General features: G+C 74.6%; 17 protein-coding genes. 11 read left to right on the top strand and 6 right to left on the bottom strand.

What is annotated here, in order from left to right:
* The 4 genes from QYM41_RS02410 to QYM41_RS02395 form a co-directional block, all read left to right on the top strand.
* Positions 1-527 (top strand): cbb3-type cytochrome c oxidase subunit I (locus tag QYM41_RS02410; RefSeq protein WP_368798132.1); only part of this gene is annotated, 527 nt, incomplete at its 5' end.
* A gap of 180 nt (positions 528-707) precedes the next feature.
* Positions 708-1175, top strand: a complete 468-nt coding sequence (locus QYM41_RS02405; protein ID WP_368798131.1) for a BatC protein — start codon at positions 708-710, stop codon at positions 1173-1175.
* A gap of 2 nt (positions 1176-1177) precedes the next feature.
* Entirely contained in the window at positions 1178-2383 is a 1206-nt protein-coding gene (locus QYM41_RS02400) for a cupin domain-containing protein (RefSeq protein WP_368798130.1), read from the top strand.
* Positions 2384-2393: 10 nt separating this feature from the next.
* Positions 2394-3287, top strand: coding sequence for a ferredoxin family protein (locus tag QYM41_RS02395; protein ID WP_438612533.1), 894 nt, complete (start codon positions 2394-2396; stop codon positions 3285-3287).
* A 90-nt stretch (positions 3288-3377) separates the two neighbouring features.
* On the opposite strand, the gene QYM41_RS02390 is transcribed toward QYM41_RS02395, so the two are convergent.
* Together QYM41_RS02390 and QYM41_RS02385 are read right to left on the bottom strand one after the other, a co-directional pair.
* Complete coding sequence (locus tag QYM41_RS02390; RefSeq protein ID WP_368798129.1) at positions 3378-4034, bottom strand: iron transporter; 657 nt, start codon at positions 4032-4034, stop codon at positions 3378-3380.
* 99 nt (positions 4035-4133) lie between these two features.
* Complete coding sequence (locus QYM41_RS02385; RefSeq protein ID WP_368798128.1) at positions 4134-4769, bottom strand: hypothetical protein; 636 nt, start codon at positions 4767-4769, stop codon at positions 4134-4136.
* A gap of 365 nt (positions 4770-5134) precedes the next feature.
* Here QYM41_RS02385 and QYM41_RS02380 point away from each other — a divergent pair, with 365 nt between their 5' ends.
* From QYM41_RS02380 to QYM41_RS02370, 3 genes are all read left to right on the top strand, one after another.
* Positions 5135-5431 (top strand): DUF1540 domain-containing protein, encoded by a 297-nt coding sequence (locus QYM41_RS02380; protein WP_368798127.1) that lies wholly within the window; start codon positions 5135-5137, stop codon positions 5429-5431.
* Between the two features lie 79 nt (positions 5432-5510).
* Positions 5511-6530, top strand: a complete 1020-nt coding sequence (locus tag QYM41_RS02375; RefSeq protein WP_368798126.1) for an arsenic resistance protein — start codon at positions 5511-5513, stop codon at positions 6528-6530.
* Complete coding sequence (locus QYM41_RS02370; RefSeq protein ID WP_368798125.1) at positions 6527-7072, top strand: hypothetical protein; 546 nt, start codon at positions 6527-6529, stop codon at positions 7070-7072. Before QYM41_RS02375 ends, QYM41_RS02370 begins: the two co-directional genes overlap by 4 nt.
* 32 nt (positions 7073-7104) lie before the next feature.
* Here the strand turns inward: QYM41_RS02370 and QYM41_RS02365 are convergent, their stop codons facing one another.
* Positions 7105-7713, bottom strand: a complete 609-nt coding sequence (locus QYM41_RS02365; RefSeq protein WP_368798124.1) for a flavodoxin family protein — start codon at positions 7711-7713, stop codon at positions 7105-7107.
* Positions 7714-7890: 177 nt separating this feature from the next.
* Here QYM41_RS02365 and QYM41_RS02360 point away from each other — a divergent pair, with 177 nt between their 5' ends.
* A complete protein-coding gene (locus QYM41_RS02360; RefSeq protein WP_368798123.1) occupies positions 7891-8376 on the top strand; it encodes a pyridoxamine 5'-phosphate oxidase family protein in 486 nt (161 codons plus the stop codon).
* Positions 8377-8460: 84 nt separating this feature from the next.
* On the top strand, positions 8461-8643 hold the full coding sequence (locus QYM41_RS02355) for a PspC domain-containing protein (RefSeq protein WP_368798122.1): 183 nt from the start codon (positions 8461-8463) through the stop codon (positions 8641-8643).
* Between the two features lie 82 nt (positions 8644-8725).
* Here the strand turns inward: QYM41_RS02355 and QYM41_RS02350 are convergent, their stop codons facing one another.
* Positions 8726-9172 (bottom strand): MarR family winged helix-turn-helix transcriptional regulator, encoded by a 447-nt coding sequence (locus QYM41_RS02350; RefSeq protein WP_368798121.1) that lies wholly within the window; start codon positions 9170-9172, stop codon positions 8726-8728.
* A gap of 101 nt (positions 9173-9273) precedes the next feature.
* On the opposite strand from QYM41_RS02350, the gene QYM41_RS02345 reads away from it, so the two are divergent.
* Positions 9274-9957: a maleylpyruvate isomerase family mycothiol-dependent enzyme gene (locus QYM41_RS02345; RefSeq protein ID WP_368798120.1), complete on the top strand. Its 684-nt coding sequence runs from the start codon at positions 9274-9276 to the stop codon at positions 9955-9957.
* Between the two features lie 172 nt (positions 9958-10129).
* The gene (locus tag QYM41_RS02340; protein WP_368798119.1) at positions 10130-12649 is read left to right on the top strand and encodes a glycoside hydrolase family 3 protein; all 2520 of its coding nucleotides are present in this window, start codon (positions 10130-10132) and stop codon (positions 12647-12649) included.
* A gap of 86 nt (positions 12650-12735) precedes the next feature.
* On the opposite strand, the gene QYM41_RS02335 is transcribed toward QYM41_RS02340, so the two are convergent.
* Both QYM41_RS02335 and QYM41_RS02330 read right to left on the bottom strand, forming a co-directional pair.
* Complete coding sequence (locus QYM41_RS02335; RefSeq protein ID WP_368798118.1) at positions 12736-13533, bottom strand: DUF2705 family protein; 798 nt, start codon at positions 13531-13533, stop codon at positions 12736-12738.
* Positions 13530-14501, bottom strand: coding sequence for an ABC transporter ATP-binding protein (locus QYM41_RS02330; RefSeq protein WP_368798117.1), 972 nt, complete (start codon positions 14499-14501; stop codon positions 13530-13532). Before QYM41_RS02330 ends, QYM41_RS02335 begins: the two co-directional genes overlap by 4 nt.
* Between the last annotated feature and the right edge of the window lie 134 nt (positions 14502-14635).

Here is a 14635-nt window from a genome sequence, read left to right as displayed (position 1 = left end):
GGTTCTACTTCTGGTGGCCGAAGTTCACCGGGAAGATGCTCAACGAGCGGATCGGCAAGATCCACTTCTGGTTGCTGTTCCTGGGCTTCCACATGACCTTCCTGATCCAGCACTGGCTCGGGGTCTCGGGCATGCCCCGCCGGTATGCGGACTACCTGCCGGAGGACGGGTTCACCTGGATGAACCAGGTCTCCACGGCGGGCGCGGTGCTGCTGGGGGCGTCCATGATCCCGTGGTTCTGGAACGTGTACACGACCTGGCGCAACGGCACCAAGGTCGAGGTGGACGACCCGTGGGGCTTCGGCGCCTCCCTGGAGTGGGCGACGTCCTGCCCGCCGCCGCGGCACAACTTCACCTCGCTGCCGCGGATCCGGTCCGAGCGCCCGGCGCTGGACCTGCACCACCCGGAGCTGGCGGCGGAGTCCCCGCAGCAGTCCCCGGTCGACGACGGCGCCATCGCCGCTCACGGACCGGCTACCGGTGCCCAGTCCCCGGACGGTCGTGCGGCTCCTGCGCTCCGGCGCTGAGGGCAGGCCGCCCGCAGCGCTTGTGAGTTGCAGGGAATGCGGACGGGGACTGTTCCCACACCTGGGCTGCCCGGTTAGGGTGAGCCCGGGCGGTGTCGACGCGGATGCGCCCCGCCCGGCGTGGTGATCAGGTGCCGGCACCGGCACCCGGTCGTCGTCCATCGAGTTGCGGGAGGAAGCATGACCGAGCAAGAGCAGGATCCGAACCAGCAGGAAGGCCCGGCCGACGGCGGTGCGGCCGGTGTCCCGGGTGTGCACGACGGTGGCGCTGACGGCGGTGCTGACAGCGGGGCCGAGGGTCCCGCCGACGGCGGTGGGGCCGGTGTCCCGGGTGTGCACGACGGTGGTGCCGATGGTGGCGCTGACAGCGGGGCCGAAGGTCCGGCCGACGGCGGTGCGGCCGGTGTCCCGGGTGTGCACGACGGTGGCGCTGACGGTGGTGCTGACAGCGGGGCCGAGGGTCCCGCTGACGGCGGTGCGGCCGGTGTCCCGGGTGTGCACGACGGCGGTGCCGACGGCGGTGCCGAAGGTCCGGCCGACGGCGGTGCGGACGGTGTTTCCGGCGTCCACGACGGTGGCGCTGACGGCGGTGCCGACGGCGGTGCCGACGGTGGTGCCGACGGGGGAGCCGGAGAACGGGGCCTCTGACCTTGAGCACCACCCGTTCTGACTCCCAGGACCCCGGCGCCCCGCGCGGCGCCGGGGTCCTGGAGACACGCCTGATCGGCATGGGCCGGGAGGAGTTCGCCCGCGAGGTCTGGGGGCGCGCACCGCTGCTCACGCGCGGGACCGGTGATGTCTCCGACCTGTTCTCCCCCGAGGCCGCGGACGAACTGATCTCGCGCCGCGGACTGCGCACGCCCTTCCTGCGCGTCGCCAAGGGCGGCTCCACCTACCCCGACTCGTCGTTCACCGCCCCCGCCGGGGTCGGCGCCACGATCTCCGACCAGCTCGACGACACCGCGCTGTGGCGCAGGTTCGCCGACGGCGCCACCCTCGTGCTGCAGGCCCTGCACCGGACGTGGGAGCCGGTCGCGGACCTCAGTTCGCGGCTGAGCACCGAGCTCGGGCACCCGGTGCAGGCCAACGCCTACATCACCCCGCCGCAGAACCGCGGCTTCGACGACCACTACGACGTCCACGACGTCTTCGTCCTGCAGATCGCGGGGACCAAGCGCTGGATCCTCCACGAGCCCGTCCACCCGGATCCGCTGCGCGATCAGCCCTGGACCGAGCACCGCTCCGCCGTCGTCGAGGCCGCGAAGGGCGAGGCCTACCTCGACACCGTGCTCGAGCCCGGGGACGCCCTGTACCTGCCGCGCGGCTGGCTGCACGCGGCCCAGGCACAGGGCGAGGTCTCCATCCACCTCACGCTCGGCGTCCACAGCTGGACGCGCTACGCCCTGGCCGAGCAGCTCGCCCAGGCCGCGATGGCACAGCTGGGCGAGGACCCGGAGATGCGCGCCACGCTGCCCCTGGGAGTCGACGGTCCGCACGGGGAGATCGACATCGTCCGCGACCGTCTGGCCGCCGCTGTCCGCGAGGCCGATCCCACCGCGCTGTTCCACCGCACCCGCCGGTCCCAGGGGCGGCCGGGGCCGCTCGGGCCGCTGGCCCAGCTGGCGACGGTCCAGGGTCTGGGCCCCGGGTCCGCGGTGCGGCTCCGCGACGCCCTGGAGGCGCGCCTCGACGGCACGCGCCTGAGCACGCGGGTGGGGTGGCTCGACTTCCCGGAGGCCCATCTGCCCTCGGTCCGGTGCGTGCTCGACGGCGAGGCGCACACCGCGGACGAGCTCGGACTCGACCTCACCGAACGACTGCTGCGCGCGGGGGTCCTCGTTCCCGCCGGGCGGTGACGTCGCCGTCGTGACCGCTGCCGAACGCTTCTTCTGCGCCGAGGACGCCAGGACCCGGGGGGACCCGATGGCCGGGACCGCGCCGCGCGCCACGGTGTGGGTCCTGATCGAGCACCGGGGCGGGTGGCCGGTCAACGGGTTCGACGGCCTGGAGCTCGATCCCGGGACCAAGGCGCTGGTGTTCTCCGCGGCGCAGGAGGCGTGGGCGCGCGTGCTGCTCGTCAGGCGGCACGGCCGTCGCGGCGAGGACGGTCCCGGCCGGTGGGCCGTGCTGCGCCAGGAGGGCTCCACCTGCCGTCAGCACTGGGGGATCTGGAGTCGCGACGAGGACCTGGCGGGAATCGCCACGGCCCTGCGCACTCCCGGCGAGCTCGGCCGCCCGCCCGTCGTCCTGGTCTGTGCCCACGCCCAGCACGACCCCTGCTGTGCCGTGCGCGGGCGGCCCGTGGCCGGCGCCCTGAGCGAGCGCTGGCCGGAGCTGGTCTGGGAGTGCTCGCACGTCGGCGGCGACAGGTTCGCCGCCAACGTCGTCGTCGCCCCGGACGGCGTCTACTACGGCGGACTCGATGCCGGGTCGGCCGTCGACACGATCGGGGAGCACCTCGCCGGCCGGGTGCGTGCGGAGCACCTGCGCGGCTACACGGACCTCACCCCGCCGCAGCAGGCCGCGGTCGCGGCGGCGCTGGGCCGCTTCGGGCCGGCCGGCCGGCACGACTACACGGTCGGCGAGACCGTCCGGGACGGCGACCACTGGCGCATCCGCCTGGCCGCCCGTCCGCCCCATCCGCAGGTCGTGGACGTCGAGCTGCAGGCCCGCCGTGCCCCGCCGCACCGGCTGACCTGCCGCGGACCGCAGACGAGCTCAGCCGTGGTCTACGAGGCCGTCGCCGTCCGCCGGGGCTGAGGGACGGGCCGGCGACACAGCGGGGCACGTCCGGTGGGGTGTCGGCCCCGCCGGACGTGCCCGGCGGCAGAGGGTGGTGGGTGCGGCGGCTCAGGCCGCGGGTTCCAGCCGGACGTCGTCGAAGGTGACGGTCACCGGCTCCAGCAGGGTGAGCTCCTCGAGGCTCTCCCCGTGCCGGGTGAACTCCGGCGGCTGCAGGGTGGCCCGCAGGGTGTAGTCGCCCGCGGCGGGGACGCTGAAGTTGTTGGCGTAGTGGAAGAACCCGGCGTTGAAGAACATCAGCTCCTTCTCGTCCACGACCTCACCGTTCTCGTCGAGGACCTCGAGGCGGACGGGGACGTCGGGGACGATGCGGCCGGTGGCCGCTTCGATCGGGATGATCTCCAGGTGATGGGTCTCCCCGGCGGCGGGTTCACGCCGGGTCGGCTCCCCGCCGGTCACCTCGAACCACGGTTCGGCCGGCTCGACGATGTAGGCGACCTCCCAGTCCCCGGAGGTCGTGCGACCGCCCTCGGCCTCGACCTCCTCGTCCAGGGTGGCGTACTGCGCCGCGACCCCGTCGGGCACCGCACCGCTCGCGGGGGAGCCCGTGCTGTCGGGGGTGGCGGCGGCGGACGGTGCCGCCGTGGAGGTGCTCTCGGCGGCGGTGCCGCTCGGAGCCTCCGCGGTGGGAGCAGGGGTCTCGCCGCAGCCGGTCAGGAGCAGTGCGGCGAGGGCGGTGACGGCGAGCGGTCGGTGCGGGGTCATGATCATGGTTTCCTCGGTCGTAGGACGGACGGGACGGACGGGACGGACGGGACGGACGGGACGGACGGGACGGACGGGACGGACAGGACGGGCGTGACCTCAGCCGGTCGGGGTGCCGGCGACTGACGCGGGTCGCGCTGTCCGCCCCGCGGAACGGTGCCGGGAAGGACGGAACGGCAGGACGGTTCCGCCCGGGAACGCGGCCCCGAGGTCACCGTGCGGCGTGCCGGCGGACGACGGCGCCGAACCGGCCGCAGCACGGCCCCGTTCCGCAGCGGCGCGGTGGGCGCGGGAGGACCCCGGGGCGCGGCGGGCCCCGCCGGTGACCGCGGTGTGCTCCGCGCGCCGCGGTGCGCTCCTGATGTCCCGCACCGTGCCGTCGTCGTCAGCGCCGGAGGTCGTCCAGGCGCGCTGCTCGGCCCGCAGCCGCCGCAGGTCCTCCGCATCGGCCGACCGGGCGGGGTCGGGGAGGACGAAGCGCACCTGCTGGGAAGGGTGGCCGAGGTGGCCCTCCCGGGCGTGCCGGACCAGCTCGTCCACGGCGGCGGTCCCGGTGGTCCGGGTGCCGGAGAGGTCCACGACCACCCGGGTGACCGGGTCCAGGACCCGGGCGAGCCGGATCAGGGGGTGCAGGGCGGACTGGGTGTCCACGGTGAGCGGTCCGGTGACGACCAGGCGCACGTGCCGGCCGTCCGGATCGATCACCGCGACCACGGAGAGCTGGGGTGACCCCACGGTGGCTCCTCTCTGCGGGCCCGGTGCGGGAGCACCGTGCGGTCCCGGGTGGTGGGCGAACGGGCGGGTAAGGGCACCCTTACCTCGCTCCGCTGAGCCAGACTGTAGCAGTCTCCGGATGATTAGCGAACACGTCGCTGACGTAATGAACATGATGCGGCCCGTGGTCCGGGCCGGTGCCGCGGCACCGGCACCGCTCCGCCGACGTCCGGGCGGACACCGGTCCCCGGCGCCCCCGGGGAGCCGGCCCGGGATTCGGGCACGAAAAAATTCGCTATCCATTGCCCCAAGTGAGGCGCATCCTGGAAGGACGAAGAGGCCGTCGCCTCCGGGCCGGTCTCGTGGATGCTCCAGGAGGAACCGTCATGGCCACCACCGAGTTCGCCCCCGTCTCCGACTGCACCGTCGGTCAGTGCTCGTTCAACCACGACCACGAGTGCACGGCCCACGCCATCACCGTGACCGGCAGCTCCGGGCACGCCCACTGCGGGACGTTCATCTCGCTGGGCCCCGACGGCGGCCTGCCGACCGTGCACGCCGAAGTGGGCGCCTGTCAGCGCGGGGAGTGCGTGCACAACGAGCACCTGATGTGCACCGCCCACGACGTGAAGATCGGGGCCGGGGCCGACGAGGCCGACTGCCTCACCTACCAGGCCGCCTGACGGCACTGCCGGGCCGAGGGGCGGGCTGACCGCCGGCCACCGGAGCCGCTCGGTCCGGCCGGCGCCTAGGCTGGAGCGGGTGAACGCCCTGACAGCCGCCGCGTGGGCGGAGCGCCACCAGGTGTCCGTGTACCTGACGGCCATCGCCGCCGCGCTCCTCGTGGGCTGGGCCGTGCCCGGCGCCCCGGGGCTGGCCCCGGCCGTCACCCCGGTCCTGGGCCTGCTGCTGTTCGCCACGTTCCTCGCCGTCCCGTTCGCCGCGCTCGGCCGTGCCTTCACGGACCTCCGCTTCCTCGCGGCGCTGCTGGTCCTCGACTTCGTCCTCGTCCCGGTCGTGGTCCTGGCCCTGTCCCGGGCGGTCGCCGGGCACGAGGCGCTGCTGCTGGGCGTGCTGCTCGTGCTCCTGGCCCCCTGCGTGGACTACGTCATCGTCTTCACCGGTCTCGCCGGGGGTGCGGCCGACCGGCTGCTGGCCGCGGCCCCGCTGCTGATGCTCGCGCAGATGCTCCTTCTCCCGCTCTACCTGTTGCTGCTCGCGGGCCCGGAAGCGGTCGCCCTGGTGGAGCTCGGCCCCTTCGTGGAGGCGTTCGTGCTCCTGATCCTGCTGCCCCTGGCGGCGGCCGCGGCCGTGCAGGGGGCCGCGGACCGGTCCGCCCGGCTGCGGCGGCTGGAGCCGGTCACGGCCGCGGCCATGGTGCCGCTGATGGCGCTGACCCTGTTCACGGTGATCGCCTCCCAGGTGCGCGGCGTGGGGGAGCAGCTGGCCGACCTCGCGGCGGTCGTGCCGCTCTACGCGGCCTTCCTGGTGCTCATGGTCCCGATCGGGATTCTCGTGGCTCGTCTCGCCCGGCTGGACGTGCCGGTCTCCCGGGCCCTGGTCTTCGGCGGGGTCACCCGCAACTCCCTCGTGGTGCTCCCGCTGGCCCTGGCGCTGCCGGAGCGGCTCGCGCTCGTGCCGTTCGTCGTCGTCACGCAGACCCTGGTCGAGCTGGTGGGGATGGTGGTGCTGGTGCGGCTGGTCCCCGCGCTGGTGCGGGAGCGCGATCCGCGACACAGTGGGGGGACCACCCCGTCCGATCGAAAGGCCCCCCGCCCATGACGCAGCGCCTCCGTCCCGCCGCCCAGGCCCTCCGGCTGTGGGGTGCGCGCCAGTGGGGCGTCGCCGTGCTCGCCGGCCTCGCCACCGCCCTCCTCCTGGGCCTGACCACCGAGCTCGCTCCCCCCGAGGCGCTGAGCCGGGGCACCGCGGCCGCGTGGTGGGACGGTGCCGTCTGGATCGTGGTCTCGGCGCTCTCCGGGCTCCTCGTGGCCTCCTACGCCTCGCCCGTGGCCGGCGGCACCCCGCTGCCCGCCGAGGACGACGTCGCCGCGGCCACCGTGGTCCGTGCCGTCGAGTCCGGCGAGCGCCGCAGCGCACTGCTGGGCGCGGTGGGCCTCCTCACCGCCTGGCTCGCCCTGCTCCCGGTGTGGGCCCCGGGCTGGTTCGCACCGGTCCATCCGTGGCTGGGCGCCCCGGCCCTCGCCCTGAGCGTGTTCGCCGTGGTCCACCGCCTCGCCGGGCAGATGACCTGTCCCGTGAACCTGCCGGTCAGCACCGCCAAGAACGCGGTGGTCCCGCCCAAGGACCCGGGCGACCGGTAGGGCCCGGGGGCCGGTAGGACCCGGGCTGGGCCTCAGACGGCCGGGTACGGCTCGGTGCGCAGCAGCCGCGCCAGGTGCGCGGCGTTGCGGGCGGCCCCGGCCGTGGTGGCCGCGACCTTCTCCGGCACCTGCTCCAGGTCCTGGTAGTCCACGGACTGCATGGCCTCGCCCACCCAGTACGTCCCGGCCTGGGCGGGGACGGTGAAGCCGATGTCGCTGAGCGCCTGCGTCATGTCGGCGATCGTCTTGTGGGCGCCGTCCTCGTTGCCCACCACGGCCACGATCGCGGTTCGGTCGTACATGATGGGCCGGCCCTGGTCGTCGGTCTCGGCGAGGTCCGCGTCGAGGCGCTCGACCACCCGCTGCGCGACGCTGCAGGGGTGCCCCATCCAGATGGGGGTCGCGAGCACCAGGATGTCGGCTTCCAGGACCTGCTGCCGCAGCGCGGGCCACGCGTCGCCGTCGCCCATGTCCACCTGCACGCCCGGTTTCACGTCGTGGTCGACCACCCGGACCGAGGAGGTGCGCACCCCGTGCTGCTCGAGCTGGTCCAGCACGTGGCGGGCCATCAGCTCGCTGCTCGAGGGGGCCGGGGAGGGAGTGAGGGTGCAGACGAGGGCGACGGCGGAGAGCTGGTGCATGGGAACGTCCTTCCGGGGCGGGCACGGTGCCGGTGTCCGCTCCAACGTATGACGTGTCCGTCCGTGGGGACACCCCTCGTGCCGGACGCGCGTGCTTCGTAGACTGGCCCTCCGTGCCGCGCTCCCGCAGTTCGGACGTCGAGAAGTTCAGTTGTCGACCACAGAAGGGACCTCCCCATGACCGACCAGGACGACGGCACCGCGAAGGTGCGCGAGCTCATCAAGAACACCCGGATCGCCATGCTCACCCACGCGGACGAGCACGGGAACCTGATCTCCAAGCCGATGGCCACGCAGGACGTGGACTTCGACGGCACCGTCTACTTCATCGCCGTGCGCACCTCGGACCAGGTCCAGGACCTGCAGCAGCGGCCCGCCGTGAACGTCTCCTACGCCGGGGCCGGCGCCTGGGTCTCGCTGACCGGGACGGCGCTCGTGCTCAACGACGAGGCGAAGCTCAAGGAGCTGTGGGACACCTTCACCGGCTCCTGGCTCGAGGGCGGACCCGAGAACCCGGACAACGTGCTCATCGAGGTCACCGGCCGCTCCGCCGAGTACTGGGACACCCCGGGCGGCGGCAAGGTCACGCAGGTGGCCAACCTGGTGAAGGCCAAGGTCACCGGCGACACCATCAAGGGTGACAAGGGCGTCGTGGACCTCTGACCTGCCCCCGGGGCCGTCCGGTCCACCCGGACCGGACGGCTCCGCTCCCGGGCGTGTCCGGAGCCCCAGGAGTAGGATCGGGCCATGAACACTGCACTGGTCCGGCCCCGCAACGGCAAGCTCATCGCCGGCGTCTGTGCGGCCCTCGCGGCCCGTTTCGGACTGCCGAAGTTCCTGCTGCGCCTGGGGTTCATCGTCTTCGGCCTGGTGGGCGTGGGGGAGCTGGTCTACATCGCGCTGTGGATCATCATCCCCAAGGAGTCCTAGCAGCCCGCGAACCAGGCGCTGCGCTCACCGCCGCCGGCACGGGGCGGCCTGGCGCCGCCCGGTCGCGTCCGGGCCCCGGCCGCTACTGCTCCGGCGCCGCGTACGGGTCGGTGATCTCCCGCAACGCCGTGAGCGCCTCGCGCAGCCGGCGCATCCGGAGTTCTCCCAGGTGCGCCGTCCACTCCGCCTCGATCCTAGCCTCCTCGGCCCGCGCGACCGGCACGAGCTCCAGGCCCCGGCCCGCGATCCGCACGAGACGGGCCCGGGCGTCCTGCGGGTCGACCGTGCGCTCCACGTAGCCCGCGCGCTCCAGCCGGTCCACGAGCACCGTGGCCGTCTGCTTGGCCACCTGGGCCTGCTCGGCCAGGTGGGACAGCCGCGTTCCCTCCGGGCCGATCCGCGCCAGCATGCGCGCCTGCGCCACGGTGAGGTCCGTGTAGCCGGCCCGCCGGGCCGCGTCGACGATCCGGTTCTCCGCCGAGCGGTACGCGATGAACATGAGCACCCCGACGTGCAGCTGATCCGTCATGCCCGCCCCTCGAACAGTCCTATGAACGAACTATCATCGGAGGATCCCGGAGGCACGAGGGGTCCGCTGGCGGCCCCGCCCCGGGGCGAGGGAGCACGGCCATGCACGAGGTCATGAACGACAGCACGAGCGGCCGGACGGGCGACGACGAGATCTGGGCCGCGATCGATCTCCAGCGCCGGCGCACCGCGGACCTGCTCGCCGGGCTCTCCGGGGAGCAGTGGGAGCACCCGTCGCTGTGCGAGGGGTGGAGGGTGCGGGACGTCGCCGCCCACCTCACCCTCCAGCAGATGGGCCCGGTCGAGGCGCTGCGGTCCGCGCTGCGGCACCCCGGGGGACTCAACCACGTCATCCGGGAGTCCGCCCGTGAGCGGGCCCGCCGCCCGGTGGACGAGCTGGTGGCGGGGATCCGGTCCTCGGCGGGGTCCCGGCGGACCAACGTGGGCATGACGAACCTCGAGACGCTGATCGACATCCTCGTGCACGGACAGGACATCGCGGTCCCGCTCGGACTCGAGCTCGCGGTGCCGCCCGAGGCCGCCGCCGTGGCCGCGGAGCGCGTGCGCTCCACCAGCGGCACGGGCAAGGCCCGGGTGTTCCGGGGCCTCCCGCTCGAGGGGTTCCGGCTCCGCGCCACCGACGTCTCCTGGGAGACGGGGGAGGGCCCCGAGATCAGCGGGCCGATCGCCGCCCTGCTGCTCCTGCTCACGGGCCGCCGGGCCGGGCTGGACCGGCTCGCGGGGGAGGGCGCCGAGACGCTGCGCCGTCAGCTCGCGGCCGCCTGACCCGGCCCGCCCGGGTGCCCGCGGGAGTCGCCGCCGGGTCAGGGGAGGGGCGTGCGGAGTCCCGGACGCGGCATCCCGTGCGCTGCGTCCCCCGGGTGCGCGCCCCGCTCCGCCGGCCGTGAGCGACGTGTGGCACCGTGAGGAGCACGTCCCGGCAGAAAGCGACACCACCATGACCGACGCCACCCCGACCTCCGGCCGCACCGTCCGCCTCGGCGAGCTCGTCGACCGCCTCTCCCTCGCGGAGAAGGTCCACCTGCTCACCGGGGCGACCGCCTTCACCCTGCCCGGCCACGAGACGATCGGACTGGCGCCCCTGGCGTTCTCGGACGGGCCCACCGGGGTGCGCGGGCTGACCTTCGTCGGAGGGGACGCGGTCGCCCTGTTCCCCAGTGCCACCCTGATCGCCGGGTCCTTCGACGACGGGATCGCCGAGGAGGTGGGACGGATGCTGTCCGAGGAGGCCCAGCGCCAGCACATCCACGTGGTCCTCGGCCCCACGATCAACCTGCACCGCACCCCGCTGGGCGGGCGGCTGTTCGAGGCATACTCCGAGGACCCGTACCTCACCGGGCGCACGGCGAGCGCCTGCGTGCGGGGCATGCAGGGGTCCGGCACCGCCGCCTGCCTGAAGCACCTGGTGGCCAACGAGTCCGAGACGCTGCGCAACTTCATGGACTCCCGGCTCTCCGAGACCGCGCTGCGGGAGCTGTACCTGCTGCCCTTCGAGATGGCCGTGCAGGACGCCGGCGCCTGGTCGATGATGGCCGCCTACAACGACGTCAACGGGGTGCCGGCGACCGAGCAGGACCACGTGCAGAACGGGATCGTCAAGGGGGAGTGGGGCTGGGACGGGCTGATCATGAGCGACTGGTTCGCCACCAAGCGCACCGCGGCCTCGGCCAACGGCGGCCTGGACCTGGTCATGCCCGGCCCCGGCGGCCCGTGGGGCAAGCGGCTCGTGACCGCGGTCCGGGCCGGGGAGGTCGCCGAGGCGACGATCGACGACCACGTGCTGCGGCTGCTGCGCCTGGCCGAGAGGGTCGGTGGGCTCACTCCCGAGGGGCGGCAGCCCCGCCCGTGGGCCCAGGGGCTGCCGGCGGTGGACTCGCCGGTCCGGAAGGAGCAGCTGCGCCGGATCGCCGCCCGCGGCATGACGGTGGTGGCCAACAACGGCGTCCTGCCCCTGGTCACGGAGGGGACCGACGACGCCGTGGCGCTGATCGGACGGCACGCGATCGACACCGTGGACATGGGCGGGGGGTCCGCGGTCGTGAACCCGCCCTACCGGTCCACGATCGCCGAGGGGCTGGCCGCGCTGCTCGGGGACCGCGTGCGCACGGCCGACGGCCCGGCCGTGCGGGCCCGCCCGGTCGCCGCCGACCCCGCCTTCCTCACGGACCCGGCCACCGGCACCCCGGGGATGCAGGTGGTGCTGCGCGGCGCCGACGGCACCGAGCTCGCCCGCTACCACTCCGACACCCCGGCGATCTCGATCGACGGGGACCACCTCGGCCAGGATCCGACCGTCGCGGTCCTCACCACCGCCCTGGTCCACGACGGGGGACCGGTGCGGCTGGGCGCCCTCGGCGCCGGGCGCTGGCACCTGGCGGCGGCGGGGCAGGAGCTGACGGCCGAGCTGCGCCTCGAGGGCCAGGACCCGGGCGAGGCGATGCTGCGCCCACCGGCCTTCGCCGAGGTCGTGGAGCTGCCGGCCGCGGCCACCGTCACGGCCACCGTGGCCCTCGACCCGGCTGTCCGGCCCGAGAACCTCCTGCGCGACCCCGCCCTGGGGCTGGCCGAGGAGAGCCATCTGCTGGAGATGACCACCCTGGGCCGGACGGCCCTGGTGGCCGGCCCGGCCCCGCGCCCCGACGACGAGCTGCTCGCCGCCGCCGAGGCCGCGGCGGCCGCCGCCGGCACCGCCGTCGTCGTCGTCGGGCTGACCGAGGACCAGGAGACCGAGGCCGCCGACAAGACGACGCTGGCCCTGCCCGGGCGCCAGGACGAGCTCGTGACCCGTGTGGCCGCCGCCGCCGAGCGCACCGTGGTGGTCGTCAACGCGGCCACCCCCGTGCTCATGCCCTGGCTGGACCGGGTGGACGCGGTGCTGGTGGCCGGGTTGCCCGGCCAGGAGGGCGGGCACGCCGTGGCGGCCGCGCTGACCGGTGCGCTCGAGCCCACCGGACGCCTGGTCACCAGCTGGCCCGCGGCGGACGGCGCGGCCCCGGCCTGGGACGTGGTCCCGGACGGCGACCTGGCGCTGCGCTACGACGACGGGACCTTCATCGGCCACCGCGGCTACCACGCCGGCCACGCCCCCGCCCCGCTGTTCTGGTTCGGGCACGGGCTGGGCTACGGCAGCTGGGAGTACGGGACCGTGCAGGCCCGTGCGGGCGAGAGCGGCCTGGAGGCCACGGTCGAGGTCACCAACACCTCCGCCCGGAACTCCCGGGAGACCGTGCAGGTCTACCTGGACCCGGCCGAGGACGACCAGCCCGTCCGCCTGGTCGGCTACCAGGGGGTGGACGTCCCCGCCGGGGCCACGGCCGCCGTCACGGTGCGCTGCGACGAACGGCTGCGCCGCCGCTGGGACGAGGCCGCCGGCGCCTGGGCGCCCCTGGCCGCGGGCGGCGAGCTGCTGATCGCCCGCGGGCTCGGCGACGTCCGGGCGCGGGTCCCCCTGCCCTGAGGCCGGGGCACCACCGGTCCTCCCCGGGGCCGTGCACGTGCCGTCCCGGCACGAACGCCCGGTGGCCCGGTGGGCACGCCCGTGCCTCAGACCATGAGGTCGCGGCGGGCGAAGGAGACGGCGCCGCCGAGGGCCGCCAGCACCGCCAGGGCGGCCAGCAGCGCCAGGCCCGGCCCGTCGAAGCCGGTGGCCAGCGGTTCGGCGCCGATGTACCAGTGGAAGGGGGAGAGCTGCTCCATCCACGGCGCCTCCGCGATGGGGGAGAGGTAGCTGAGCAGGTAGGAGGCCACCGCGGCGGACGCGGCCGTGCCCAGGGCGAGCCCGCGCCGGCCGGTCGCGGCCCCCACGGCGAACGCCACGGTGCCCAGGGCGCCCCCGAACAGCAGCAGCCCCGTGCTCGCCGCGGCCACGTTCGTGGCCGTGAGGCCGAGCTCCAGCGCGGCGGAGAGCACGCCCAGCGAGGCGCTGAGGGCCAGGATCAGCACGAGGACCGTCAGCCACAGGGCCGCCAGGCGCTCGGCGTAGACCCTGCGCCGCGAGACGGGCGCGCTGAGCTCGAGCTCCAGCGTGCCGTCCTCCTCCTGCCCGGCGACCAGGCGGGCGCCCAGGCCGATCGCGCACACCAGCGTGAGGACGGCCCCGAGCAGCGAGTACACGGTGGAGGTGACGTAGCCGGCCGCCGTGGTCATGCTGTCGAAGCCCATCGCGGTGATGAACTCGGACGGCATGGACTCGAGCATCGCGTCCATCTGGCCGCCGCCGACACTGGGGTAGAACGCCGTGTACAGCGCCGTGACGGCCGCGACGGCGAACGCCCACAGCAGCAGCGACCGGCGGTTGCTCCGCAGCACCGCGGTCAGGACGGTGCCGCCCCGGGCGGTCACCGCAGGACCTCCCGCTCCGTGGCCCCGGCCGCGGGGCCCGGCCCGTCCTGCCGTCCCGGCGGGGCGGGAGCGGCGGGACCCCGGTAGAAGTCCAGGAACAGGTCCTCGAGCTCGCGGTCCTCCGCCTGCCAGCGGACCACGCGGTGCCGGGTCGCCGCGGTCAGCAGCGGCATGGGATCCCCGCGGAGCAGGCATGTCAGGGTCACGCCGTCGGAGGGGTCGACGGCCGCGTCCTCGACGCCGGGCAGGCCGGCGAACTCGGCCGGCGCCACCGGTTCGGCGAAGCGCAGGAGCACCTGCTGCCCGGCGCGGGCCCGCAGCGCCCGGACGTCGTCGACGTCGACCACCCGGCCCTCGCGGATGATGGCGACGCGTCCGGCGACCTCCTCGACCTCCTGCAGCATGTGGCTCGAGAGGAACACGGTGGCGCCGGCGGCACCGGCCTCGCGGACGAGGAGCAGGAACTCCCGCTGCAGCAGCGGGTCCAGGCCGCTGGTCGGCTCGTCCAGGACGAGCAGCTCGGGTTCGTGCATGAAGGCCTGGACCAGGCCCACCTTCTGCTTGTTGCCCTTGGACAGCGCCCGCAGGGGGCGGGACAGGTCCAGGGAGAGCCGCTCCGCGAGCTCGCCGGTGCGGCGCCGCCCCCGGCCGCCGCGCAGGGCGGCGAGGTAGCCGAGGTAGTCCCCGGCGCTCATCCGGGCGGGGAAGGAGAGCTCGCCGGGCAGGTAGCCGATCCGCGCGCGCAGCGCGGGCCCGCCGGCGGAGGGCGCGGTGCCGAGGACCTCGACCTCCCCCGCCGTGGGCCGCAGCAGGTCCATGAGCAGCCGGATGGTGGTGGACTTGCCGGAGCCGTTGGGCCCCAGGAAGCCGAAGACCTCCCCGGCCTGCACGTTGAGGTCCACGCCGTGCAGGGCACGGGTGCGCCCGTAGTCCTTCACGAGTCCGTGCGCGCGGATGACCGGTGTCATGTCAGTGCTCCTCGACCTCGCGCACGGTCGCTGCCGAACGCATGACCACATCGTAGGGCAGGTGCCCCCGCCCGCCGCGGACCCGGCCGACCCATCCGCCGTCTCCTCGGCGCCGAACACCTCCACGAGAGCAC

The organism is Kocuria oxytropis (genome assembly GCF_040981195.1).
In the GTDB taxonomy this organism is placed as follows: domain Bacteria; phylum Actinomycetota; class Actinomycetes; order Actinomycetales; family Micrococcaceae; genus Kocuria; species Kocuria oxytropis.
Note: the sequence above shows the minus strand (reverse complement) of the source record. Positions and strands in the feature narration are given on the sequence as shown.

Excerpts from the sequence above, each read along its gene's own strand:
- QYM41_RS02405 (WP_368798131.1), top strand. The coding sequence starts at position 708 with ATGACCGAGCAAGAGCAGGATCCGAACCAGCAGGAAGGCCCGGCCGAC.
- QYM41_RS02390 (WP_368798129.1), bottom strand. The coding sequence starts at position 4,034 with ATGACCCCGCACCGACCGCTCGCCGTCACCGCCCTCGCCGCACTGCTC.
- QYM41_RS02380 (WP_368798127.1), top strand. The coding sequence starts at position 5,135 with ATGGCCACCACCGAGTTCGCCCCCGTCTCCGACTGCACCGTCGGTCAG.
- QYM41_RS02370 (WP_368798125.1), top strand. The coding sequence starts at position 6,527 with ATGACGCAGCGCCTCCGTCCCGCCGCCCAGGCCCTCCGGCTGTGGGGT.
- QYM41_RS02365 (WP_368798124.1), bottom strand. The coding sequence starts at position 7,713 with ATGCACCAGCTCTCCGCCGTCGCCCTCGTCTGCACCCTCACTCCCTCC.
- QYM41_RS02360 (WP_368798123.1), top strand. The coding sequence starts at position 7,891 with ATGACCGACCAGGACGACGGCACCGCGAAGGTGCGCGAGCTCATCAAG.
- QYM41_RS02355 (WP_368798122.1), top strand. The coding sequence starts at position 8,461 with ATGAACACTGCACTGGTCCGGCCCCGCAACGGCAAGCTCATCGCCGGC.
- QYM41_RS02350 (WP_368798121.1), bottom strand. The coding sequence starts at position 9,172 with ATGACGGATCAGCTGCACGTCGGGGTGCTCATGTTCATCGCGTACCGC.
- QYM41_RS02345 (WP_368798120.1), top strand. The coding sequence starts at position 9,274 with ATGCACGAGGTCATGAACGACAGCACGAGCGGCCGGACGGGCGACGAC.
- QYM41_RS02340 (WP_368798119.1), top strand. The coding sequence starts at position 10,130 with ATGACCGACGCCACCCCGACCTCCGGCCGCACCGTCCGCCTCGGCGAG.
- QYM41_RS02330 (WP_368798117.1), bottom strand. The coding sequence starts at position 14,501 with ATGACACCGGTCATCCGCGCGCACGGACTCGTGAAGGACTACGGGCGC.